Source organism: Paenibacillus phocaeensis, from assembly GCF_900021165.1.
Taxonomy (GTDB): Bacteria; Bacillota; Bacilli; order Paenibacillales; family Paenibacillaceae; genus Fontibacillus; species Fontibacillus phocaensis.
On the sequence record NZ_FCOQ01000018.1, the window covers coordinates 630,412 to 650,621 of the forward strand.

17 protein-coding genes are annotated in these 20,210 nt (G+C 56.3%); 11 read left to right on the top strand and 6 right to left on the bottom strand.

Annotated features, from left to right (window positions below; translation table 11 throughout):
* Positions 1-46 precede the first annotated feature (46 nt).
* The 5 genes from gndA (at position 47) to ptsP (ending at position 5,998) form a co-directional block, all read left to right on the top strand.
* Positions 47-1,456: an NADP-dependent phosphogluconate dehydrogenase gene (gene gndA / locus BN3795_RS12945; protein ID WP_068785056.1), complete on the top strand. Its 1,410-nt coding sequence runs from the start codon at positions 47-49 to the stop codon at positions 1,454-1,456.
* Between the two features lie 133 nt (positions 1,457-1,589).
* A complete protein-coding gene (locus BN3795_RS12950; protein ID WP_068785057.1) occupies positions 1,590-2,108 on the top strand; it encodes a shikimate kinase in 519 nt (172 codons plus the stop codon).
* A gap of 30 nt (positions 2,109-2,138) precedes the next feature.
* Positions 2,139-3,431 carry a 3-phosphoshikimate 1-carboxyvinyltransferase gene (gene aroA, locus BN3795_RS12955; protein WP_068785058.1) on the top strand — a complete coding sequence of 431 codons (1,293 nt, stop codon included), beginning with the start codon at positions 2,139-2,141 and terminating at the stop codon, positions 3,429-3,431.
* A gap of 60 nt (positions 3,432-3,491) precedes the next feature.
* A complete protein-coding gene (locus tag BN3795_RS12960; protein WP_068785059.1) occupies positions 3,492-3,920 on the top strand; it encodes a CoA-binding protein in 429 nt (142 codons plus the stop codon).
* Between the two features lie 335 nt (positions 3,921-4,255).
* A complete protein-coding gene (gene ptsP, locus BN3795_RS12965) occupies positions 4,256-5,998 on the top strand; it encodes a phosphoenolpyruvate--protein phosphotransferase (protein ID WP_068785060.1) in 1,743 nt (580 codons plus the stop codon).
* 400 nt (positions 5,999-6,398) lie between these two features.
* On the opposite strand, the gene BN3795_RS12970 is transcribed toward ptsP, so the two are convergent.
* Positions 6,399-6,926 (bottom strand): type 1 glutamine amidotransferase domain-containing protein, encoded by a 528-nt coding sequence (locus BN3795_RS12970; protein ID WP_068785061.1) that lies wholly within the window; start codon positions 6,924-6,926, stop codon positions 6,399-6,401.
* A gap of 234 nt (positions 6,927-7,160) precedes the next feature.
* Between BN3795_RS12970 and BN3795_RS12975 the strand changes: the two genes are divergently transcribed.
* The 4 genes from BN3795_RS12975 to BN3795_RS12990 all read left to right on the top strand — a co-directional run bounded on the left by BN3795_RS12975 (position 7,161) and on the right by BN3795_RS12990 (position 10,082).
* Complete coding sequence (locus BN3795_RS12975; protein ID WP_068785062.1) at positions 7,161-7,604, top strand: hypothetical protein; 444 nt, start codon at positions 7,161-7,163, stop codon at positions 7,602-7,604.
* 121 nt (positions 7,605-7,725) lie between these two features.
* Positions 7,726-8,067: a bacillithiol system redox-active protein YtxJ gene (gene ytxJ / locus BN3795_RS12980; protein WP_068785063.1), complete on the top strand. Its 342-nt coding sequence runs from the start codon at positions 7,726-7,728 to the stop codon at positions 8,065-8,067.
* A gap of 113 nt (positions 8,068-8,180) precedes the next feature.
* On the top strand, positions 8,181-9,185 hold the full coding sequence (ccpA, locus tag BN3795_RS12985) for a catabolite control protein A (protein ID WP_068785064.1): 1,005 nt from the start codon (positions 8,181-8,183) through the stop codon (positions 9,183-9,185).
* A 177-nt stretch (positions 9,186-9,362) separates the two neighbouring features.
* Complete coding sequence (locus BN3795_RS12990) at positions 9,363-10,082, top strand: 5'-methylthioadenosine/adenosylhomocysteine nucleosidase (protein WP_068785065.1); 720 nt, start codon at positions 9,363-9,365, stop codon at positions 10,080-10,082.
* 33 nt (positions 10,083-10,115) lie between these two features.
* On the opposite strand, the gene BN3795_RS12995 is transcribed toward BN3795_RS12990, so the two are convergent.
* Together BN3795_RS12995 and BN3795_RS13000 are read right to left on the bottom strand one after the other, a co-directional pair.
* A complete protein-coding gene (locus BN3795_RS12995) occupies positions 10,116-11,294 on the bottom strand; it encodes an acetoin utilization protein AcuC (RefSeq protein WP_068785066.1) in 1,179 nt (392 codons plus the stop codon).
* Positions 11,295-11,321: 27 nt separating this feature from the next.
* Complete coding sequence (locus BN3795_RS13000) at positions 11,322-11,954, bottom strand: GNAT family N-acetyltransferase (RefSeq protein WP_068785067.1); 633 nt, start codon at positions 11,952-11,954, stop codon at positions 11,322-11,324.
* Positions 11,955-12,267: 313 nt separating this feature from the next.
* Here BN3795_RS13000 and acsA point away from each other — a divergent pair, with 313 nt between their 5' ends.
* Positions 12,268-13,992, top strand: coding sequence for an acetate--CoA ligase (gene acsA / locus BN3795_RS13005; protein WP_068785068.1), 1,725 nt, complete (start codon positions 12,268-12,270; stop codon positions 13,990-13,992).
* A gap of 392 nt (positions 13,993-14,384) precedes the next feature.
* On the opposite strand, the gene BN3795_RS26320 is transcribed toward acsA, so the two are convergent.
* Positions 14,385-14,564 carry a hypothetical protein gene (locus BN3795_RS26320; RefSeq protein ID WP_332835602.1) on the bottom strand — a complete coding sequence of 60 codons (180 nt, stop codon included), beginning with the start codon at positions 14,562-14,564 and terminating at the stop codon, positions 14,385-14,387.
* A gap of 302 nt (positions 14,565-14,866) precedes the next feature.
* Positions 14,867-17,545, bottom strand: a complete 2,679-nt coding sequence (locus BN3795_RS13010; protein WP_332835603.1) for a transglycosylase domain-containing protein — start codon at positions 17,543-17,545, stop codon at positions 14,867-14,869.
* A 531-nt stretch (positions 17,546-18,076) separates the two neighbouring features.
* Between BN3795_RS13010 and tyrS the strand changes: the two genes are divergently transcribed.
* Entirely contained in the window at positions 18,077-19,330 is a 1,254-nt protein-coding gene (gene tyrS, locus BN3795_RS13015; protein WP_068785069.1) for a tyrosine--tRNA ligase, read from the top strand.
* Between the two features lie 123 nt (positions 19,331-19,453).
* On the opposite strand, the gene rpsD is transcribed toward tyrS, so the two are convergent.
* The gene (gene rpsD / locus BN3795_RS13020; protein WP_068785070.1) at positions 19,454-20,053 is read right to left on the bottom strand and encodes a 30S ribosomal protein S4; all 600 of its coding nucleotides are present in this window, start codon (positions 20,051-20,053) and stop codon (positions 19,454-19,456) included.
* Positions 20,054-20,210 lie beyond the last annotated feature (157 nt).

The window sequence follows — 20,210 nt, forward strand, 5'->3', positions numbered from 1 at the left end:
AAAATGATACTATTGAAAAAAATATAGTGTGCAAAGGATGGAGACCATGTCAAAACAACAAATCGGCGTCATCGGCTTGGCCGTCATGGGCAAGAACTTGGCCCTTAATATTGAAAGCCGGGGCTTTACCGTGTCGGTGTTTAACCGCTCCCCGGAAAAAACGCATGACCTGCTCGAAAACGAAGGCAAAGGCAAAAATCTCGTCGGCACGTTTTCCATCGAAGAGTTCGTGAACTCGCTGGAAACGCCGCGTAAAATTTTAATCATGGTACAAGCTGGTCCGGCGACAGACAGCACGATTGAACAATTGCTGCCGTACCTGGATCAAGGCGATATTATCATCGACGGGGGCAACGCGCATTTCCCGGATACGCAGCGCCGCAGCAAAGAGCTGGAGGCCAAGGGGTTCCGCTTTATCGGCACCGGGGTATCCGGCGGCGAAGAAGGCGCTTTGAAAGGACCTGCGATCATGCCGGGCGGCCAGGAATCCGCGTATAAGCTGGTTGAACCGATTTTGACGGCGATTTCCGCCAAGGTGAACGGGGACCCTTGCTGTACATATATTGGTCCGGACGGAGCCGGCCATTACGTGAAAATGGTGCATAACGGCATCGAATATGGCGATATGCAGCTGATCGGCGAAGCTTACCATCTGTTGAAAGACGTGCTGGGCGTCGATGCGAAGGAACTGCACGAGATTTTCAGCGAATGGAACAAAGGCGAGCTCGACAGCTATCTGATCGAAATCACCGCCGACATCTTCTCTCAATACGATGAAGAAACCGGCAAACCGATGGTTGACGTGATCCTGGATGCCGCGGGCCAGAAGGGAACCGGCAAATGGACAAGCCAAAGCGCCCTCGACCTGGGCGTGCCGCTGTCCATGATTACCGAATCGGTCTTCTCCCGGTTCCTGTCCGCGATGAAGGAAGAACGCGTGGCCGCCAGCCAAATCCTGAACGGACCGGCGAAGCAAGCGTTCAGCGGCGATAAGAAGGAGTTCATCGAGAACGTGCGCAAAGCGCTGTTCGCTTCGAAGATCGTCTCCTACGCCCAAGGGTTTGCGCAAATGCGCGCCGCTTCCGACGAATACGGCTGGGATTTGAAGTACGGCAATATCGCGATGATCTTCCGCGGCGGCTGCATCATTCGCTCTCAATTCCTGCATAACATCAAGGAAGCGTACGACCGCGACCCGGCGTTGAAGAACCTGCTGCTCGACCCTTACTTCAAAAATGTCGTGGAAAGCTACCAGGACGCCTGGCGCAACGTTGTATCCGCCGCCGTGGCGAACGGGATTCCGGTGCCGGGCTTTGCGAGCGCTTTGTCGTATTACGACAGCTACCGCACGGAACGCCTGCCGGCCAACCTGCTGCAAGCGCAGCGCGATTATTTCGGAGCGCACACGTTCAAGCGCGTTGACAAGGAAGGCGTATTCCATCATCAATGGTTCTAAGCCGAAGCGAACGGTTTGCCACGAAGCCGGAGGGACGATTACGTCTCTTCCGGCTTCTTTTTTTTCGAGTTGAAAATTGATGGGCCTGTGTTATGATATGAAAAAGTTTACTCTGCGCAAGTAGGTGAAAAGAATGGGACATCAACCGCTAAGCAATATCGTGTTGATCGGCATGATGGGCACGGGGAAGTCGACCGTTGGCTCGCTTCTGGCGGCCGAGACCGGGTTGACGCTCGTCGATCTCGACCAGCGGATTGCCGCGGAAGCCGGACGGACGATTCCGGACCTATTCGCGGCGGAAGGGGAAGCGTACTTCCGTGAACTGGAGTCCGCCGCGCTGCGGAGAACGCTGCAGGAGCGCGGAATCGTGCTGGCGACCGGCGGGGGCGCCGTACTGCGCGAAGAGAACCGCTTGGTCATGCGGGACGGCGGTCTGGTTGTGGCGCTCCAGGCGACGGCGGCGGAGATTATCGCGCGAGTTGGAGAGGATCCGGGCCGGCCGCTCCTGGCCGGAGGCGCGAAGGAACGGGTGACGGCGCTGCTGGAGGAGCGGAAGGAAGCATATACGTTTGCCCATCTGACGATCGATACTTCGGGCAAGAGCGCGGAACAGGTGGCGGCTGAGATTTTAACGCATTACCGCGGTTCTTGATTAATTACACTAAAGGGGAATGTGAACACTATGGACGTTATCGTAAGGCCTACGCCGGAGCTGAAGGGCGAAATCGGAGCATTGTCCTCCAAAAACTATACGACCCGGTACCTGCTGGTTGCCGCTTTGGCGGAAGGGACAAGCACGGTATATTACCCGGCGCACAGTGAGGACAGCGATGCCATGCGCCGCTGTATCGCCGATTTGGGCGCGGTGCTGGAAGAGGACGAGGAGAAGATCGTCATCACCGGGTTTGGGCGTCGGCCCAAGGATGTGAAGGAGCTGAATGTCGGCAACGCCGGCGCGGTGCTGCGCTTCCTGATGGCGATCGCGGCATTGTGCCCGGAGGTGACGTTCGTGAACACGTTTCCGGATTCGCTGGGGAAACGTCCGCATGACGATCTCATTGATGCGCTGGGTCAACTGGGCGTCGAGGTCAGCCACAACGAAGGCCGCCTGCCGATAACGATCCGCGGCGGGGCGCCGAAGGGCGGGAAGATCCGGGTATCCGGTTCGGTCAGCTCGCAGTACCTGAGCGCCTTGCTGTTCCTGACGCCGCTGCTGGCCGAAGACAGCGAGATCGAAGTGCTGAACGACCTGAAATCGAAGGTGGTCGTCGGGCAAACGCTGGAGGTGCTGGAGCAGGCGGGCATCGTGATCCATGCCAGCGACGATTATATGCATTTCCGCGTGCCCGGAGGGCAAAGCTACCAGGCCAAGACGTACACCGTGCAGGGCGATTATCCCGGCTCGGCGGCGATTTTGGCTGCAGCCGCGGTGACGAAGTCGGACGTCAAGGTGCACCGGCTGGCGGAGCGCAGCAAGCAAGGGGAACGCGCCGTCGTGGACGTCCTGCAGATGATGGACGTACCGCTGACCCATCGGGACGGTACGGTGCATGTGCAAGGGAACGGCCGGCTGCGGCCGGTGGAATTCGACGGCGATGCGGCGACCGATGCCGTGCTGGCGATGGTGGCGGCTGCGGTGTTCGCGGACGGGACGTCCCGCTTCTATAACGTGGAGAATTTGCGTTATAAGGAATGCGACCGGATCACGGACTTCTTGACCGAGCTGAGGAAAGCCGGAGCGAACGTGGAGGAGCGCCAGGCGGAGATTATCGTGCATGGCCGCCCATCCGGCCTGGAAGGCGGCGTGACGATCAACGCGCACTACGACCATCGCGTCATTATGGCATTGACTGTTGTCGGCTTGCGCTGCCGGCAGCCGCTGGTGATTAAGGACGCCCATCATGTGGCGAAGTCGTATCCGCAATTTTTTGACCATATCGTCTCGCTTGGCGCATCTGTGGAACGGGTAGAATAAACTTGAACTAAGAGGCAAGGCGTCGGCTGGGGCCGGCGTCAGCATAAGGAGGCATTGCAAATGGCATTTGAAAATCCAAGCCGTGAGGAAATTAAGGAGATTCTGCTGAGTGCCGGGAACATTGCGGTGGTCGGGCTGTCGGACAAAACCGACCGGACCTCGTACATGGTCGCTCAAGCGCTGCAGCAGAACGGGTATCGCATCATCCCGGTCAATCCGATGGTAAGCGGGGAGATCCTGGGCGAGAAGGTATACCCAAGCTTGTCGGACATCCCGGAGCCGGTCGATATCGTGAACGTGTTCCGCCGCAGCGAGCAGACGCCGCCGGTGGCGGAGGAAGCGGTGAAGATCGGGGCACGCGTGCTCTGGCTGCAGCTGGGGATCGTGAGTGAGGAAGCGTATGAAATCGCCTCGAAAGGCGGTCTGACCGTCATTATGGACCGCTGCATCAAGGTCGAGGACAGTATTTTGATCGGAAAACGAAGTTAAACGAATTATGCCAAGAGGACCCGTCCGAACCGGAGGGCCCTTTTTTGGCTTCTCGTTTTTCCTTTGACAAATTTAAGGGGCTAGGATTACCATAATGAAATAGACAGAGGGCATCCTATAGAGGAAGTTCATAAATCATCTTTTGATCACGAAGCTATACCTGAAGCTTATTCGACATCGAATCTTGAATTCAGCCGGGCCTTCCGTTGCTCACGTACCTCTATGTACGCTGTGCTACTCAGTCCCTAGCTTCATCCAACCTTCTCGGTGCTGAAAAGCTGATTTTTGAACTCTTATTAGAATGGAACTTACAAGCAGGACTAGGGGGTCACTACATGATACAGGGGATCGGAGCAGCAGGGGGCGTCGCCATCGGCAAAGCTTTTGTGCTGCCCGCCTGGGAATGGGACGTACCGGATCGCCGAATGGAGAAGGTGGATCTCGCCAAGGAATTCGAGCGGTTGTACGAAGGCATTCGCACGTCCAAGACCGAAATCGAAGTGATGAAGAACGAGATTAAGGAGACGGTGGGCGCGGAGGAATCCGGCATTTTTGACGCCCATCTGGCGATCCTGGAGGATCCCGTCTTTATGAGCGAGATCCGGGGAATCATCGAACGCCAATACAAGGCGGCGGAAGTGGCCGTTAAGGAAGCGATCGACCATTTTGTCACGATGTTTGACCTGCTGGACGATGAATATATGAAAGAACGGGCGCTCGACATCAAGGATGTCGGCAATCGCTTGCTCAAGCACTTGCTTGGGACGCCGGACATCACCTTGCCCGCGGATACGCAGCCGTATATATTGGTGGCCAAGGAGCTTTCCCCCTCCCAACTGGTGCATTTGAATCCGGAGAATGTGCTGGGCATGGTCACGATGGCCGGCGGCAAAACGTCGCACTCGGCGATCATGGCGCGAGCGCTTGGTATTCCGCTTGTATCGGGGCTCGAGAACAAGCTGGCCGAGCCGCTGCAAACCGGCGATATGCTGGTGATCGACGGGGACGAGGGATTGGTCTACCTCCATCCCGAACCGGCCGTCGTCACGCGGTACACGGAGCTGGCGGAGAAACAGCGTCGCCGCAAGGAGCAACTGCAACTGTTGGCCGCTGTGGAGGCGGTGACCAAAGACGGCGTACGCCTGCGGCTTGCCGGGAATATCAGCTCCGTCAAGGATTTGGAGCTGGCTTTGAAGCATGGAGCGGAGGGCGTAGGCTTGTTCCGCACGGAATTTTTGTATATGGACCGATCCACTTTTCCAGGCGAAGACGAGCAATTTGAGGTGTATCGTCAAGTCGCGGAGAAAGCCGGGCCGCATCCGGTTGTCATCCGGACGCTGGACATCGGCGGCGACAAGCAGTTGGAATACTTCGAATTGCAGGAAGAGGAGAACCCGGTGCTGGGTTATCGCGGGATCCGCATCAGTCTGGACAGCCGCGAGCTGTTCCGGACGCAGCTTGCTGCGGTGCTGCGCGCCAGCGCCTACGGCAAAATGAAGATCCTCTATCCAATGATCTCTTCGCTGGAGGAAATCCGCGGGGCGAAAGCGATTTTGGAGGAAGCCAAGCAGGACTTGACCCGGCGTGGACTCCCCTATGACCCCGATATTCAAGTGGGCATTATGATAGAAATTCCGGCTGCGGCCGCGATTGCCGATCTGCTGGCTCAGGAAGTGGACTTCTTCAGCATCGGCACGAACGACCTGGTCCAGTACGTGCTGGCCGTCGACCGGATGAACGAGAAGATCGCCCATATGTACCATCCGTTCCATCCGGCGGTACTGCGGCTGCTGCGCCAAACGGTGCAATCGGCCACAGAAGCGGGCATCACCGTCAGTGTCTGCGGCGAAATGGCCGGGGACGAGAAGGCGGTGCCGCTCTGGCTGCATCTGGGCGTCACCGATCTGAGCATGTCGCCGCAGGCGCTGCTGCGGGTGAAGCACCGCATCTTGAACTCCGATGCGCGGGAGAGCAAGGAAGTGGGCGCCGCCTGCTACCGCTTGTCGACCAGCGATCAGGTCGAAGCCGAGCTGATCCGCTATGCGCAGGAGCTGGAGCAGGAGCGGTTGAGCAGATAAGACGATCCTGCGAATAAAATAAGCCGTCCCCTAAGTCGGGTTCGACTCAGGGGACGGCTTATTTCGTTTCAGGCTCGGAATGAAGGGGTTGCTTGTTCGTGCAATTTGACCCCTGAACTGCAAAAGTGCAGGCGGTTTTTGTCGAAAGCGCCCGCGAGGCTCGTTGAAATGCAAAAGTGCATTTGATATTGGCGAATCGGACCCAATGAGGTCATTATAGCCGATGTGAACTGCACTTTTGCATTTGAATCCCGAATTTCGGGGAGTTCGGTTAGAATAGACTGCACTTTTACATTTGGCGGGAGCAGGCGCGGCGCGGGGAACTTTGCCCGGTGCGTCGTCAGTCATGTCCAAATCATGTCACACCGTTTCAGGGCAGGACGGAGGAGAGCCGATACGGCTACCGCAGTTCAGCCACCGCATCCACGAACGCTTTGCCGTAAGCCGGCAAGTCCGGCGGACGGCGGGCTGAGATGATATGCCCGTCCACAACGACGGGCTCGTCGAGCCAGATCGCCCCGGCGTTTTGCATATCGTCGCGGATGCCCGGCGTGGACGTTACGGTCACGCCTTTCAGGATTCCGGCGGAGATGAGCACCCAGCCGGCGTGGCAGATCTGCCCGATCGGCTTCTTCGCTCCGTGTAGCTCGCGGACAAGCTGCAGCACCTTATCGTAACGCCGCAGCTTGTCCGGCGCCCAGCCGCCCGGGACCAGAATCCCGTCATACGCGCTGGCATCGATTTCCTCAAAGGCCCATTCCGCTTCGGCGGGGACGCCGTATTTTCCGATGTATTTTTTGCCTTTCACCGGACCGGCCAAATGCACTTCAGCCCCCTCTTCGCGAACGCGGTAGATCGGGTACCATAGCTCCAAATCCTCAAATTCCTCATCCACCAGAGCAATAATTCTTTTGCCAGTTAATCTCAAATCCAACTCCTCCTGTCTTTTATGGTGCTTGACGAAAATTCGAATCAATATTTTAATTGTATCAAAAATGATGACTATTACTATGCCCGGCGGTTTCTGAAACCTTTCCAAATATGGCAATTTAAAGTATCATTCGCCAACAGAAGGAGATTCTCGCAGACGGGTCGAATAAGATCTATATACACGATAAATCATCGAAAAATAAAATGCAGAGGACTAAGATGAGGTGGTACCGTGCGAAAGCACTGTCATTGCGGGGAAATGATGAACCTAGGCTTCAGGCTGGTCATTTTTGAAGGAATCTATGAAATCGATCGCGTTCCCATCTACGAGTGCGAGGATTGCAGCTATTACGAGGTGCTTCCGGAAGTAAAGTCGGATTTGACGGACATGCTGGCCGAGCTTAAGAAGGAGCAGCCTCACGGCCGCGTATATTTTACCGAGCGGAACGAGCTGGCTGATCTGATCTTCGGCATTTACCGCCAATGGAACCGAACCGAGAGCGCTTCCTTTGAGAGCCTGCTCGAGCAGCAATGCGAGGAGCGAATCAACCTCTTGCTGGACTTGTACGGGGGAGCGAAGAACATCGGCGATCTGGACTGGATGAACGACATCTCCAAACGGCTTTCTCAATTGTCTAATTATGTCAAGAATCGACAACTTTCTAGGGCCAATTGACGACTTTACTCGATTTTTGCAAATCACTTTGTAAATGATGTTGTATTTTCATTTCTCTTTTTGTTAAGATATCAACAGAACATCTGGAGATTCTTATTCGAACAAAAGGGGATGAAACGTCATGTCCAAATGGATGAGAATACAATCGATCCAGGAGCTGAATGATGCGATGGAACGCTCCTTCAGTCAGCCGCTATTGCTGTTGAAGCACAGTACCCGCTGCCCGATCAGCGCCGGGGCACATAAGGAAGCGGAGGCTTACTTGAATGGGACTCCGCGTGAAGACGTTACATACGGGCTGATTTACGTCATCGAGAACCGGGACGTATCCAATGAGGCGGCCGAGCGGCTTGGCGTCCAGCATGAATCCCCTCAAGCCATCCTGGTCAAGGAGGGACAAGCCGTCTGGAACACGTCCCATTCCCGGATCACGAAGGCGGCGCTGCAGGAGATTTTACGCTGAATGAAGCGTTATCATTGCATAAAGTAGTATTTTGTCGTATCATAAATTTAATTGAAGCTCTGGAACTTTACCGGATGAACGAGTGAAAATCTATTGGCAATGGAGAGAAGAATGTGACGGTTACCATTTACGATGTGGCACGTGAAGCAGGCGTCTCGATGGCCACGGTTTCCCGGGTTGTCAACAACAATCCGAATGTGAAGCCGCAGACCCGGAAAAAGGTTTACGAAGCGATAGAACGGTTAGGCTATCGGCCGAATGCCGTAGCCAGGGGTCTTGCCAGCAAGAAGACCACCACGGTTGGGGTGGTCATCCCCGATATCTCGAATTCGATCTTTGCGGAAATCGCTCGGGGCATCGAAGATATTGCAAACATGTATCACTATAACATTATTTTGTGTAATGCCGACAAACGCAAGGAGAAGGAGATCCGCGTCATCAACACTTTGCTCGAGAAGCAAGTGGACGGGCTCCTGTTCATGGGCGGGACCGTAACGGAGGAACATATTCAAGCGTTCCAGACGTCCGCAGTGCCGATCGTGCTTTGCGCAACGAGCGACGAGAACGGGATGTATCCTTCCGTCGATATCGACCACGAGTCGGCGGCGTTTGACGCGGTCAGCACGCTCATCCGTCATGGCCATCGCGAGATCGCGATGATCAGCGGAACGCTGCAAGATCCGGCGAACGGCTATGCCAGATTCCAAGGGTACAAGCGCGCGCTGGAGACGGCGGGCATTCAGTACCAAGAGGATCTGGTGCGGATCGGCAACTATCGCTACGAATCCGGTGTGGAAGCGATGAAGTATTTCCTGGGGCTGAAGAAACGGCCGACAGCGATCTTCGCGGCAACGGACGAAATGGCCATCGGTGCGATCCACAGCATTCAAGACGAGGGCTTGAAGGTGCCGGACGACTTCTCGATCATCAGTGTGGATAATATCCGCATGGCTTCGATGGTTCGTCCTCAATTGACGACGGTCGCTCAGCCGATGTACGACCTCGGTGCGGTTGCGATGCGTTTATTGACGAAGCTGATGAAGAAGGAAACGGTTGAGAACCCGCGGGTGATTTTGCCGCATGAGACGATTTTGCGGTTGTCCGTCAGCCACGTTTAAAGGTCCGGCGGCTCGAAGCGTTTCTTGTAGAGAGATAAGCTACACATAGAAAATATATATGAAAAAGGTTAACTACGGATCAAAAAAGCTCCTTAATGCAAGGAGCTTTTTTGAGTATTCGGGGACGCACATTTGAGCCCGCACGGATGGACGGGAGAACAGGAGGGAGTGACAGGCATGAACCAAACGATTGGCCTGATGGGGGCCATGGATGAAGAAATCGCGCTGCTCCTTGAAAAAGTGGAGAATCAGGAGACGGTTGAGACGGCGGGAGTACGTTTCATCAAGGGGATCCTGCACGGACGGGACGTAGTCGTGTGCAAATCCGGCGTTGGCAAAGTGAACGCCGCAGCCACGACGCAAATTCTGATCGATCGCTTTGGCGCTGAGACGATTTGGTTTACCGGGGTGGCTGGAGCCGTCCACCCGGATTTGAAGGTGGGCGATATGGTGATCTCGTCAACTTGCCAGCAGCATGATATGGATGTGCGGCCGCTTGGCTATGCGCGCGGGGTTACGCCGTACCAGGATGTCTCCGACTTTCCGGCCGATCCTGCCCTGATTCGCTTGGCAGAGGAAGCGTGTGCCCGCCAATGCACAGACCATCAATTCCGAGTCGGACGGGTGCTGTCCGGCGACCAGTTCATCGCAGATCCGGAATTCGTCAGCACGGTTCTGTACGCGGAGTTGGATGGCGCTTGCGTCGAAATGGAAGGGGCGGCGCTCGCCCAGGTCTGCCATCGGAACGGGGTGCCGTTTATTGTGCTCCGTTCCATCTCGGACAAGGCCGACGGCTCTGCGGATATCACTTATGCCGAGTTTACGGTCTTGGCTGCCCAGCGCTCGTTTGCGATATTGGACGACATGGTGAAGCATGCCGGCGAGCTAAAACAATAAGACTCAGGTGGGGGTGCTAACCTCACCTGAGTCTTAGGGATAATCCTGCAAAGCGACCGCGAGAGTCTCGCGGTTTTTTGTCGTGATCTCCGCTCGGCGGGGGATGCCTTCCCAATGGGATAGGTCATCCAGCCAAGCGGCAGGGAGTCCGTACGAGGTCTGCGCCTGCCAGCGGTCAATCCAGGCTTGCGGCAGCGGGAGCAGCGGATCGCGGCGCAGGGCGGCGGCAAGCGGATGACCGCTCATCTCCAGCCAGAGCAGGCTCCATGCGCGGGGGACGACCCGCCAGAAGTCGTATCCGCCGCCGCCCATGGCGACCCAGCGGCCTTCACAGTACGTGTGGGCCAGCTCGTGCAGGATCGCCGGCATGTCCCGGTAGATCGACATGCTGCAATGCATATGCGACAGCGGATCCAGGGCATGGGCGTCGCAGCCGTGCAGGCTGACGATCAGATCCGGCTGAAAATGGGCGGCTAGCCGCCGGATCGACTCCTCGAAGCATTCCATCCAGGAGTCGTCTTCCGTATAAGGCTGCAGCGGCAAATTCATGCAAGCGCCGTAGCCTTGATGTTCGCCGCGCTCCGGCAGGAAGCCGGTGCCGGGAAACAGGTATTTGCCCGTCTCGTGGATCGAGTACGTGCACACGTCGGGGTCCGAATAGAAGCTCCACTGAACTCCATCGCCATGATGAACGTCGGTGTCGACGTACAGGACGCGTGCACCATAGTTGCGGCGGGCGTAATCAATGGCCACCGCGGCGTCGTTATAAACGCAGAAGCCGGCCGCTTTGGCCGACAGGGCATGATGGAGTCCTCCGCCGAGATGCAGGGCATGCGTCGCATGGCCGGAGAGTACTGCCTCCACGGCCGTAATCGTCCCCCCGGCAACCCAGGCTGCCGCTTCATGCATGCCGGGGAAATACGGCGTATCCTCGTCCAACAGCCCATACTGCTCGCCGCGCGTGATCCAGTCCGCCCCCGGATTCGGTCGGCTCAGCTGCTTCACGGCTTCGATATAGGCCGGCTGATGAACCCAGAGCAGCTCTTCATCGGTCGCCGTCCGCGCCAGGTGCATCTGCTGCGGCGTCAGTGCGCCGAGCTCCTGCAGTAAATCCATCGTTAGTTCCAGCCGGATCGGATGGAACGGATGGCCATCGTGAAACCGGTAATTCATCGCTTGCTCATGGTGGACAAATAAAGCGCTTCCAGGCATGGATGCATCACGCCTTTCTTTTTACTGTCAGTACATAAATCGCTGCTGAAAACGAATCCGGTCAAACTGCTCCTCGGAGGACAAAGGAACCTCCTTGCCGATCCGCACCATCAGGCAGTTGGCCGGATGGGAGCAAATCTCCGGGTCGTCGGTGGCATACCAGACCATGTCGACCGTCTTCATCAGCCGCTCCATCATACTGCGGTAATCCCACACGGAGAGGCCGCTGTTTTTCAAATCCCAATGCCAATAATATTCGGTTGTAAAAACGATGTATTTCTCCATCTGACCGTCTTCAAACGCCGTGCGGATCATCTTCGAACCGAGTCCGAGCGACCGGTAGTCATCCGCGACTTCGACGGCTCCGAGCTCGATCAGATCAGGCATGTTGCCCTGCGACCACCGTTCCATTTCGTCCGGGTAGTGAAAGGTCACATAACCTACGATGGTCGATTCCTCTCGGGCCAGGATGATGCGTCCCTCCGGAAGGCCGGCGATCTCCACCAATGCGGCGTGCTGGTCCGCCGGCTTGCGGAACGCGTCCAGATCGGGATGCATCTGTAAGGTTTGGAGATTCGAGGGGGGCACGGGGCCCTCTACTACAATTTCACGATTCTGATGGGGCAGGGTGTGGCGGATATACGTTTTTCGGTGTTCCATGGAACCGCCTCCTTTGCTCGTTCCCCTCACTTATAACAGAAAAATGAAAATTTGAAAAGTGTAGCCTGTGTGCGAAAACGTGTGCTATAATGTTCTCCGACATAAAATTTTCACAATTTCAGGCCGCATGTGTGATCGTTGTACTCGAAATATCGCCTCAATCGTTTGAGTTCAGTCGTTGCTTTTTCGATCAAAACGGATGCCCTCACCCATGAAGCTGAATTAAGCTTTCAACTTACACTGCTATGTATCCGTTTTCATAAACTTTGATCTATTGCTTGGGGATTTCCAAAGATTAAGGGAGGATGAAACGATGAGTCAACTGCAAGGGGAAGTCATTTCACCGGGCGTTCCGTCGTCCAACATGGGCAGCTACGAAGAGGCGTATAAGAATTTTCAATGGGAGGATGTCGAGAAGCAGTTCTCCTGGTACATCACGGGCAAAGTGAACATGGCTTATGAGGCGATCGACCGCCATGTAGATGCGGGTAAGGGCGAGCGGGTGGCGCTCCGCTTCAGCGATCCTTCGCGGGAGGAATCCTATACGTACGAGGACATGCAGGGACTGACGAACCGCTTCGCCAACGTATTGCGCAAATACGGCATCACGAAGGGAGATCGGGTCTTCGTCTTTATGCCGCGGACGCCGGAGCTCTATGTCAGCGTGCTGGGCACGCTGAAGGTCGGCGCGGTCGTTGGGCCGCTGTTCGAAGCGTTTATGGAAACGGCGGTCAAGGATCGCCTGGAGGACAGCGGAGCGGTGGCGCTGGTCACGACGCCGGCTTTGCTGCCGCGGGTGAAACGCGAGGAACTGCCCACGCTGCGGACCATCATCGTCGTAGGCGACGAAGTGGCAGCCGGGGACGGCATCGTCGATTATAAGGCGGAGATGGATGCCGCTTCCCCCGAAGCCGAGATCGAGTGGGTGAATCGCGAAGACGGCCTGATTTTGCATTATACGTCGGGGTCGACCGGCAAGCCGAAAGGCGTTTATCATGTGCATAACGCTATGATTCAACACTATCATACCGGCAACGTCGTGCTGGACCTGAAGGAAGGAGACGTCTATTGGTGTACGGCGGACCCGGGATGGGTGACCGGCACGTCCTACGGCATTTTCGCCCCGTGGCTGCACGGCGTGACCAACGTCGTCCGCGGCGGACGCTTCAGTCCGGCGGACTGGTACGAGACGATCCAGAAGAACCAGGTGACCGTCTGGTACAGCGCGCCTACCGCGTTCCGCATGCTGATGGGAGCGGGGCAGGACATCATCCAGCAGTATGATCTGTCATCGCTGCGCCACGTTCTCTCGGTTGGCGAGCCGCTCAACCCCGAGGTTGTTCGCTGGGGGATGAAGGTATACAACCGCCGTATCCACGACACCTGGTGGATGACGGAAACGGGCGGGCAGTTGATCTGCAACTACCCGTCGATGCCGATCAAACCCGGCTCGATGGGCAAGCCGGTGCCGGGTATCCAGGCGGCGATCATCGACGACAACGGCAAGGAGCTGCCGCCGTACCGGATGGGCAACCTGGCGATCCGTACGCCGTGGCCGTCGGTCATGCGGCTGATCTGGAACAACGCGCCGAAGTACGAGGAGTACTTCCGCATCCCCGGATGGTACATCTCCGGGGATACGGCTTACATGGACGAGGACGGCTACTTCTGGTTCCAAGGCCGGATCGACGACGTGATCAACTCCTCCGGCGAACGGATCGGCCCGTTCGAGGTCGAGAGCAAGCTTGTCGAGCATCCGGCCGTGGCGGAAGCCGGGGTCATCGGCAAGCCGGATCCCGTGCGCGGGGAGATCATCAAGGCGTTCATCTCGCTGCGCGAGGGCTTTACGCCGTCTGAGGAACTGAAGGCCGAGATCGCCAAGTTCGTCAAGGAAGGGCTGTCCGCCCACGCCGCCCCGCGCGAAATCGAGTTCAAAGACAAACTGCCTAAGACCCGCTCTGGCAAAATCATGCGCCGCGTGCTCAAAGCCTGGGAGCTCAACCTCCCGGCCGGCGATTTGTCGACGATCGAGGATTGAGGCAAGCAGAAAGAAGGTAGGAAGAAAGGAAGTCCCTTCAAGCGAAAGCTTGAGGGGACTTTTTTGGGTGGGGACGCGGGAGCCAGCCCTTTGGGGACGTGCCTCTGCTGCCGAATCGGAATTATATATGAAAATTCGAACTTATTCGCCCCTCTAAGGTGGATTGCCCCCAATATATATGAAATTTCACATATAATCGCCCCATTGAAGCCCCAGCCTTGAGATTATATATGAAAAATCGATGATATTACCTCCAAACGGGAGGTTCGCTACGGATTATGTTCGAAAAATCAGATATATCTACGGTTAGATCGAATCGCGCCCTATCGGCGAATTCCCCAACCTTGAAGTGAGCAGCAAAAAGCAGCAGGCGGGAGCCTGCTGCTTTTCCATTACTTGCTATACTGCACCGACGCCGACGGCGAAGATTCGCCCAGCACGTTGACGGCGGTGACCTGGACCCAGACGGAGCTGGAGTCGGTCTTGAAGGAGAAATGCGGGTCCGAGGTGGAGCCCACCTTCGTGTAAGAGCCGCCTTGGGCATCGGACACATAGACATTGTAGCTCGTCACCAGGTCGAGGGCGCCGTTCGCCTCCCAGCTGACCGTGAACCCGCGGTCGTCCTTCTTGACGCTCACGTTGGCGGGCGAAGCAGGGAGCAGGCCGCCGTCGCTGTTGTCGCCGATCGTCCCGCGGTTCCCGCCGTCGCTGCCGCTGCCCGCCGTCTCGCCGCTCGAGTCCGGCGTCGAGCCGCCGTCCGTGAACCCGCCGCCGCCAAAGGCGCTGACGATCGCGCTAGGAGCCGCTTCCTTGCCGGCTACGTCGACCGCCGTGACGTAGTACGCGGTGGCGCAGCTGGCCGAGCCGCCGTCCGTTATTGNAAGCTGGCCGAGCCGCCGTCCGTTATTGCGGCCGAGTCGCCTACCAGCGCCGCTTTCCCGGTATATTGGAACGTTACGCCGTCATCCGCGCGGTACAACCGGTAGCCGACAACGTCTTTCTCCGTATTTTCGCTAAACGTAATCGTAGCCGCTCCGCTGCCGCCGGACAAAGTCACATTCGCCGGAGGCGCTGGCGGTTGACCGTCGTCGACGCGCGGATCCGGTTTGTAAGGCGCATCTTCACCGGCATCCTTCGGCAGGTAGAAGCTCAGTGGTTTATGGCTGCCGGACATGCCGGCGAACGCTTTCTCCAGCTGTTCCTTGAGCTCTTCGATCGGCGTCTCGCGTTTGACCACGACCTTCTCGCGCAGCATATCGGAAGGCGTCGTTTCCTGCGGCACGTAGTTGATCCCTTCATACGTTACGTACTTGGCCCGAATCAGGACGTCGTCCGGTTCCTTTGGCACATACTTGACGTTGAAAATATCCGTAACCAGCTTGCCTGCCTGCTGCGTCAGTTGGGTCGGCAGTTTGCCGCTGTAACCGGACACCGTCTTCGACACGATGCCGTCCGGTTTGGTAAACGCTTCGGTTGCGAACAGCTCCGGTTCATTTGCGCTAACTTCATTCATGACGAGCGCCCAAATTTTGCGCGCCCGCGATTTCCCGGCTTCCGACAGCGTGTTCACCGGCTCGCGGTACCCGATCCATACGCCGAGCGTGACGTCCGGAGAGTAGCCCATAAACCAGACGTCGGCGTAGTTTTGCGTTGTTCCTGTCTTGCCGACGACCGGGATTTTGCCATAGTTCTTGAAGTCGCTCTTGATCGATTTGCCGGTTCCGTCCTTGATGACGGTTCGCAGCATATCGGTCATCAGGTAAGCCGTTTGCTCGGAGAAGACCTGCTGTGGCTCGACCTCATGCTTATAGACGATATCCCCTTTGGCGTCGGTGATTTTCTCGATCATGTAAGCATCGGTAAATTTCCCGCCGTTGGCAATTGAACTATACGCGTTGGTCAATTCCTCAACGGTGACGCCGTACTTCAAGCCGCCGAGTACGCCGGTTTGCGCGTTGTAGTCTTCGTCCTCCAGCGTCGTGATCCCCAGCTTCTTGGCGAAGTCCCAAGCTTTGTCGATGCCCACGATGTTGTTGAACACCCGGAGCGCCGGGATGTTCCGGGATTCGTTCAGCGCGGTCCGCGCCGTTACCAGGCCCTTGTAACCGCCGCTGGAGTTCACCGGAATGTGGAAGCCCTTCTGATAGTCCTTCAGAATGATCGGCGAATCGTCGATGATGCTGGCCGGCTGAACGAGCCCGGTTTCCAGGGCCGGCAAATAAGCGGCGATCGGCTTCATCGTGGAGCCTGGCTGCCGTTTCATTTGCGTGGCATAGTTCATTTGCTCGGTGTAGAAGTCGCGTCCTTCAATCATGCCGAGGATCGCGCCGGTCTTGTTGTCGATCATCATCGAGGCGACTTGCTCCAGGCCTTTCTTCTCGCTGAACGGAGAGAAGTTGTCGGCGTTGTCCGAGACCTTGTGCATCGAGTTATAGACCTTCTTGTCGATCGTTGTGTAAACCCGATAACCCCCGGTCAGCAGCTCCTGCCGGGCTTCCTCGAGGATTTGCGTGTTAGCGGCGACTTCCTCTTTGGTCATCTCGGGATTGTTCAGCATCGCAATCACAATCGCGCCCTGCCGTTCCGTCTCCAGCATCAGATACGGGAAGGTATCGTAAGCCTTCTTCGTTGATTTGGCCAGCGAACCCTTGATGTCGAAAGCCATTGCTTCGTCATATTGCGCCTGGGTGATTTTGCTCTCTTCGAGCATGCGCTGCAGCACCAACTGCTGGCGTTTGACCGCCCGGCCGAAAGCCTCTTCGTTAAACTCCCCTTTCCCGTTAAAAGCGGAATACGAGGAAGGAAGCTGCGGCAGACCGGCTAAATACGCCGCTTGAGCGATATTCAGATCCGCCAGATTGCTGATGTTGAAGATGCCTTTGGCCGCGGCTTTGATGCCGTAGACCTGATACCCGTTCGAGCCGTTGCCGAAGGGCACCTTATTCAGATAAGCCGTAATAATTTCTTCTTTGGATAAAAAACGCTCCAGCCGAAGCGCCAGCAGCATTTCCTTGACCTTCCGATCCTCGGTCTTATCCAGGTTCAGGAACACGCGCCGCGCCAACTGCTGCGTCAGCGTACTGCCGCCGGTTTGCACGTCCTCATGGAGCAAGCGCTGCTTGACCGCCCGCAGCGTCCCTTTGAAGTCGATGCCGAAATGTTTCTCGAATTGATTGTCCTCAATGGCAATTACGGCATCGAGCACGGTTTGCGGGATCTCCTTGTAAGTGACGGGGCGCCGGTCCTCTTCGGAGCGAAGCTGACCGATCGGTTGACCGTCCCGGAAATAGGCGAAGCCCGTCATTTCATTATGATTGATTTTCGCTTCAATGTCGGCACGCGACCGTACTGGATCGTCCTTGACGATGGAGGAGACGTATCCGAATACGGCCCCCCCGGCAAACAGAGCGCCGGCAAAGCCAAACAGAACGAGCCAACCCGTTATCGCCCAGGCGATCCGGCCTTTTTTGCGTTTCCGGGCGGGTTTAGCGGGTTTTTCGCTCCGGTTAGTGCGCCGCAGCTTGCCGGAGTTTTTGTCGTTCTCATGATCCATGCATGATCCTCCTTTATAAACAGCAACATTATAGCATAAAAAAGGGGATTTGGATGTTTTTTCAGCGCATTTTGGCGTGTTGTGGAGCCTGCGTTCGAATGCATATGACCTAGTTTTCGTAGGTTTGACTTTGCGGATGCATCTATGTTATATATTATTTTAAATCGCATATCGACAAAAGGCTTGGAAAGACTCAGTAGAAGGCGGAATCCCGTCGCTCAGAGAATCGGTGGTGGCTGCGAACCGAATGGGCGGATCCCTTTTGAATTACCGTCTGGAGCCGTCCGGGGGAACGCGCGGGTACGTACCCGAAAGAATCGAAGCGCCAGTAGTCCGGTACCGGGGGATCCCGTTATGTGAATGAAGTGAAAACCGTGAACCGTCCGTTTGGCATCCTTGCCGCGAGGACCGGGCAGCGGTTTTAATTAGGGTGGTAACGCGAGCGCTCCTTCTCGTCCCTTGGGATGAGAAGGAGCTTTTTTGCGTTCAATTTCATAGGTGGAGTCAACAATTTGGATGGAGGTAAGTGAAATGAAATGGGAAGAATTAAACGCAGCGCAGCAGGCCGAGGTGGAACGCCAGCTTCAGGTGATTTCCCGCGGCGTGGTGGAGATCGTGCCGGAAGACGAGCTTAAGCAGAAAGTCATCAAGTCGGTCGTGACCGGCAAGCCGCTGAAGGTGAAGCTGGGGTTAGACCCTTCCGCACCGGACATTCATGTCGGTCATACGGTGGTGATGCAGAAGCTTCGCCAGTTCCAGGAGTTGGGGCATCAGGTGCAGCTGATTATCGGCGACTTCACGGGGCGAATCGGCGACCCGACCGGGAAATCGGAAACCCGCAAGCAGTTGACCGAAGAAGATGTACAGCGAAATGCGGAGACATACCGCCAGCAAATTTTTAAAATTTTGGACCCGTCCCAAACCCAAGTCCATTTCAACTCCGAATGGCTGGCGCCGATGACCTTCGCCGATGTGGTGAAACTCTCTGCCAAGGTCACGGTAGCACGCATGCTCGAACGTGACGATTTTACGAAACGGTACTCGAGCGGGCAGCCGATCAGCATTCACGAGTTTTTCTATCCGCTCATGCAGGGCATGGATTCGGTGGCGCTGGAAAGCGACATCGAGCTGGGGGGAACGGACCAGAAGTTTAACCTGCTCATGGGCCGGACGCTGCAGAAAGAATACGGCAAAGACACGCAAGTCGCGATCATGACCCCGATCATCGAAGGTCTGGACGGCGTGCAGAAGATGAGTAAGAGCCTTGGCAATTACATCGGCATCGATGAAGCGCCTAATGAGGTATATGGCAAGGCGATGTCCGTGCCGGATGAGCTCATGACGAAATACTACGAGCTCGTGACGGACTTGTCACTGGAGGATTTGGCTGCCCTCAACGAAGGCCTCAAATCAGGGGGAGTTCATCCGCGCGATGCCAAGATGAGACTCGCCCATACGCTGGTGCGGATGTACCACGGCCAGGAAGCGGCCGATGCCGCCCAGGAGCATTTCGTGACCGTCTTCCAACAGCGGGCGCTGCCGGACGATATCGAGGAGAAGGAGATCCCTGCGGCCGAGCTGGAGAACGGGAAAATCCGCCTGATCAAACTGCTGACGCTGATCGGATTTGCGGCCTCCAACGGAGAGGCCAAACGCAGCATCCAGCAAGGTGCGGTGAAGCTGAACGAAGAGAAGGTGAGCGATCCGAATGCGGAAGTGGAGCTGGCCGGCGGAGAAATCATCCAGGTCGGCAAACGCAAATTCGCCAAGCTGTCGCTAAAATAATCAGCTTTCACAGATCGGAACGTAGAGCGATCCTTCGTTCCGATTTTTTTTATTGGGGCGGGCAAGCACGAAAAAACCGGCCGAAGTCGATAAGGACTTCGGCCGGTTTGGCATTGATCAATCTTAACGGTTGTAGAACTCGACGATTTGCTTCTCGTCGATGTCTTGCGACAGCTCGGAACGTTCTGGCAAACGGATGTATTTGCCTTCCATAGCGGTGTCGTTGAATTCCAGGTAAGCCGGAAGATGCGAGCGGTTCTCGAGAGCTTCCTTCACCGAGGACAGGCTGCGGCTTCTTTCGCGAAGACCGATCACATCGCCGATGTTCACACGGTAAGAAGCGATGTCCACTTTCTTGCCGTTCACGGTGACGTGGCCATGGGATACGAGCTGACGCGCGCCGGCGCGGGAGTTCGCGAAGCCCAGACGATAAACCAGGTTGTCCAAACGGCTTTCAAGCAGGAACATGAACGTTTCGCCCGCGATACCAGGCATATGTTGCGCTTTCTCGAACAGCGTGCGGAATTGCTTCTCGCCCAAGCCGTACATGTGGCGCAGTTTTTGCTTCTCGAGCAACTGTGCTCCGTAGTTGCTGATTTTTCTGCGTTGGTTAGGACCGTGTTGCCCCGGAGGGAACGGACGCTTCAAATCTTTGCCTGTACCGCTCAAGGAAATGCCGAGACGGCGGCTGAGTTTAAATTTAGGACCAGTGTAACGTGCCATTGTATAGGTAGACTCCTTTGTTAGTTAAATTTCGTATAGGGTTCTACTTGCGCGGGTTTTGTTTGGATGAGCGAAGGATAGATGGAAAGATACGCTCCCTGACAGGAAAGTTCAGCCGCTGTCCCGTCAGCAACAAAAACCGAGAGGGTGCTCGCAT

Coding starts and splice junctions, on each gene's coding strand:
- gndA (WP_068785056.1), top strand. CDS start 47: ATGTCAAAACAACAAATCGGCGTCATCGGCTTGGCCGTCATGGGCAAG.
- BN3795_RS12950 (WP_068785057.1), top strand. CDS start 1,590: ATGGGACATCAACCGCTAAGCAATATCGTGTTGATCGGCATGATGGGC.
- aroA (WP_068785058.1), top strand. CDS start 2,139: ATGGACGTTATCGTAAGGCCTACGCCGGAGCTGAAGGGCGAAATCGGA.
- BN3795_RS12960 (WP_068785059.1), top strand. CDS start 3,492: ATGGCATTTGAAAATCCAAGCCGTGAGGAAATTAAGGAGATTCTGCTG.
- ptsP (WP_068785060.1), top strand. CDS start 4,256: ATGATACAGGGGATCGGAGCAGCAGGGGGCGTCGCCATCGGCAAAGCT.
- ytxJ (WP_068785063.1), top strand. CDS start 7,726: ATGTCCAAATGGATGAGAATACAATCGATCCAGGAGCTGAATGATGCG.
- BN3795_RS12990 (WP_068785065.1), top strand. CDS start 9,363: ATGAACCAAACGATTGGCCTGATGGGGGCCATGGATGAAGAAATCGCG.
- BN3795_RS12995 (WP_068785066.1), bottom strand. CDS start 11,294: ATGCCTGGAAGCGCTTTATTTGTCCACCATGAGCAAGCGATGAATTAC.
- BN3795_RS13000 (WP_068785067.1), bottom strand. CDS start 11,954: ATGGAACACCGAAAAACGTATATCCGCCACACCCTGCCCCATCAGAAT.
- acsA (WP_068785068.1), top strand. CDS start 12,268: ATGAGTCAACTGCAAGGGGAAGTCATTTCACCGGGCGTTCCGTCGTCC.
- tyrS (WP_068785069.1), top strand. CDS start 18,077: ATGAAATGGGAAGAATTAAACGCAGCGCAGCAGGCCGAGGTGGAACGC.
- rpsD (WP_068785070.1), bottom strand. CDS start 20,053: ATGGCACGTTACACTGGTCCTAAATTTAAACTCAGCCGCCGTCTCGGC.